Source organism: Microcystis sp. M49636_WE2, assembly GCF_030065375.1.
GTDB lineage: Bacteria > Cyanobacteriota > Cyanobacteriia > Cyanobacteriales > Microcystaceae > Microcystis > Microcystis aeruginosa_C.
This window is the reverse complement of record NZ_JASJFG010000320.1, coordinates 1-3,155: the sequence shown is the minus strand read 5'-3', so window position 1 is coordinate 3,155 and position 3,155 is coordinate 1. Positions and strand designations below refer to the sequence as shown.

Genomic DNA, 3,155 nt, shown 5'->3' with positions numbered 1-3,155 from the left:
TTTGAGTTTTGTGGTAGCATATTTTTATATAAAAAGTGTTTTGTTTACACGACCCGCCTCCGAGCGGGTTTTTTATTGCTCTCTACTCGCTAGAGAAATTAATTGAATGGAAAGTCGATCTTGACACGGTTTGAGTTTTGTGGTAGCATATTTTTATATAAAAAGTGTTTTGTTTACACGACCCGCCTCCGAGCGGGTTTTTTATTGCTCTCTACTCGCTAGAGAAATTAATTGAATGGAAAGAGAGCGCTTGTAACCCTCAACCCGACCGACCCCGTCTCTCTACTCGCTAGAGAAATTAATTGAATGGAAACCCCTGACACGATGTAGTAAACCCCCTCTTGATACTCAGGGACTCTCTACTCGCTAGAGAAATTAATTGAATGGAAACCCCTGAATTCCCCGGGCTTTAAGAATCTTTACAAAACTCTCTACTTGCGTTTAGAAATTAATTGAATGGAAACCCGCTTTAAATTTTGGATTGAAATTTTGTGTTTATCTCTCTACTCGCACTTAGAAATTAATTGAATCTCCCCCAATCCCTTTCCTGTTGACCCTTGCAAAAGTGCCTCATCTCAACAGACGATTTAAATGCCCGGGCAGCTTATTCTATATGGTAATGTTTAATTATATTCCCACAAAAGTTGCTTATGTCCTTACCTGAACTCCCTCTTCATCTTCAATTAACCCAAATGGTTTCGGGTTACTGGCTATCTCAGGCCATCTATGCTGCGGCTAAATTGAGTCTAGCCGAGCATTTAAGCAAAGGAGCGAAATCTTGTCAAGAATTGGCCTCCCTAACTGAGACTAATCCTGCTGCTTTATACCGACTGATGCGAGCGTTAGCTAGTGTGGGAATTTTTCAAGAAACTGAATCTCAACAGTTTATACTAACTCCCTTAGCCGAACATTTATCTAGTGACCATCCCCGGTCAGTAAAAGCGACAGCAATTATGTTAGGAGAAGCCCCCCATTATCAAGCCTGGGGAAATGTGTTACATAGTATTAAAACGGGACAACCATCCTTTGATGATGTCTTTGGGATGGGAGTCTTTGAATATTTTCAAACTCATCCGCTAGATGCAGAGATTTTTGAACAGTCGATGAATAGTTTTTCTTTTTCGGAGGAGAAGGCTATTTTAGCTGTGTATGATTTCTCAGAATTTCAAACCCCAGTAGATGTAGGTGGGGGATACGGTGAGATGTTGGGGACAATCTTAGAGCAATATCCCCACCTCAAAGGGATTCTTTTTGATGAAGAATATGTAATTTCCCATTGTCAACCGACTTTAGAAAAACACGGCATTCTCCATCGTTGTCAACCCGTTGGCGGTAATTTTTTTGAATCCGTACCATCGGGAGGAGATGGCTATTTATTAAAACATATTATTCATGATTGGGATGATCGACGAGCGATTGCTATTTTGAAAAACTGTTGTCAAGCTTTAGATAGCAATGGTAAAGTTTTGGTCTTGGAAATGGTTGTTCCTTCGGGTAATAATCCTTCGGCCGCTAAAATGTTAGACCTAAATATGTTAGTTATGTGTCCGGGAGGTAAGGAAAGAACCGCAGAAGAATTTGAGGAATTGTTGAGTCAAGCGGGATTAAAATTAAATCGAATTATTCCAACTCAAGAGGATATTTGCATTATTGAATGCGTTAAAAAATAATAGAATAGAAAAAGGGTTTCTTCAAGAAACCCTTTTTCTATTGTTTAGATATAAGTAGCCCAAGATTTTGCCCAGGCGAGAATTTCATGAACTCGATCGAGGGTTGAAGATTCACAGTAGAGACGCAAAACCGGTTCTGTACCACTAAAGCGAATTAACAACCAACTGCCATCTTCTAAACGGAATTTATAACCGTCTATAGGATTACAATCAGTCACTTGTTTACCGGCAATTTCCCTTAAGGGTTCCTGATCCAAAGCAGTAATTAACTGATCGCGAGCTTCCATATTAGCTAGGGGTAAATCAATGCGATCATACTGAGAATAAAAACCAGTTTTATCCTGTAATTGCGCGTAAAGATCGCTTAAATCTTGGCCCGATTCTACCACTGCTTCCAAAACGTATAAAGCTGATAATAAAGCATCCCGTTCGGGAATGTGAGTACCATAACCGACACCTCCCGACTCTTCCCCACCAATTAACACAGGAGTGGTCAACATTCGATCGGCGATATACTTATAACCGATCGGGGTTTCAAAGACCGATAAACCGTATAAACTGGCTAATTTGGGGATTAAATCGGAACCGCTCACCGTTTTGACAATTTCCCCTCTCATTCCCTTTTTGCCGGCTAAATGCTCGATTAAAATCGGGATGAGATTTTGGGTGCTTAAAAAATTCCCCTGACCATCGATCGCCGCCACTCGATCGCTATCGCCATCGAAGACCAAACCTACTCGCAAAGGGGCTAAATTTGCGCTGTGAGCCAGTTTATCGATGATTTCCGTCAAATTTCTCGGTAAAGGTTCCGGAGAGCCGCCACCGAACAAAGGATCGCGATTGCCGCGTAATTCCGTGATCCCCACCCCCAAAAGACGCTCTAAACCGGTAGCCGCCGCACCGTGCATGACATCGGAATAAACTTTTAGTTGTCCCGATTCGATCGCCTCGGCAATAGCGGTAATATTAACTTTTTGGCGTAAACCCTGACAATAACCTGACCACGGTTCAAAAGTGCTTAATTTACCTGCATTGGCCTTAAATTGGGGCGGATTAGATAATAAAGCTTCAATTTGTTGGGTAATTTCCGGCGAGACAGAACCACCAAAATAACCTTTAACCTTCAAACCGAGATATTTAGCTGGGTTATGACTGGCGGTTAAGACGATCGCACCGAGAGCATTTTCTGAGCGAGCTGCCCAACTAAAAGCGGGAGTGGGAGCGTAGGATTGGGAGAGAAGCACATCAAAACCGGCTTTTTGCAGCGATTCCGCCGCAGTTTGAGCAAAATCCTCCGCCATAAACCGCCGATCATAGCCGACGATCATCGTCCGCGAACCCGTGATCTGACCATAATTATCCGCTAAAACCTGAGCCGCCAAGGGAGCGAGCAGAGCGACTCGATCGAAAGTAAAATCGGCGGCGATAATCCCGCGCCAGCCATCGGTTCCAAATTTAATCGGGTTCACGGTGGTCATGATTTAC

The 3,155-nt window shown here is 42.8% G+C and carries 2 protein-coding genes; one reads left to right on the top strand and one right to left on the bottom strand.

Features of this window, described 5'->3' with window-relative positions; all coding sequences use genetic code 11:
- Window positions 1-650: 650 nt before the first annotated feature.
- Window positions 651-1,670, top strand: coding sequence for a methyltransferase (locus PX484_RS07695; RefSeq protein ID WP_287765211.1), 1,020 nt, complete (start codon window positions 651-653; stop codon window positions 1,668-1,670).
- Between the two features lie 44 nt (window positions 1,671-1,714).
- Here PX484_RS07695 and PX484_RS07690 read toward each other — a convergent pair whose 3' ends face one another.
- Window positions 1,715-3,148 (bottom strand): phosphoglucomutase/phosphomannomutase family protein, encoded by a 1,434-nt coding sequence (locus PX484_RS07690; protein ID WP_287765209.1) that lies wholly within the window; start codon window positions 3,146-3,148, stop codon window positions 1,715-1,717.
- Between the last annotated feature and the right edge of the window lie 7 nt (window positions 3,149-3,155).

Bases quoted from the DNA above. Each gene is read 5' to 3' on its own strand.
- PX484_RS07695 (WP_287765211.1), top strand. From the start codon at position 651: ATGTCCTTACCTGAACTCCCTCTTCATCTTCAATTAACCCAAATGGTT.
- PX484_RS07690 (WP_287765209.1), bottom strand. From the start codon at position 3,148: ATGACCACCGTGAACCCGATTAAATTTGGAACCGATGGCTGGCGCGGG.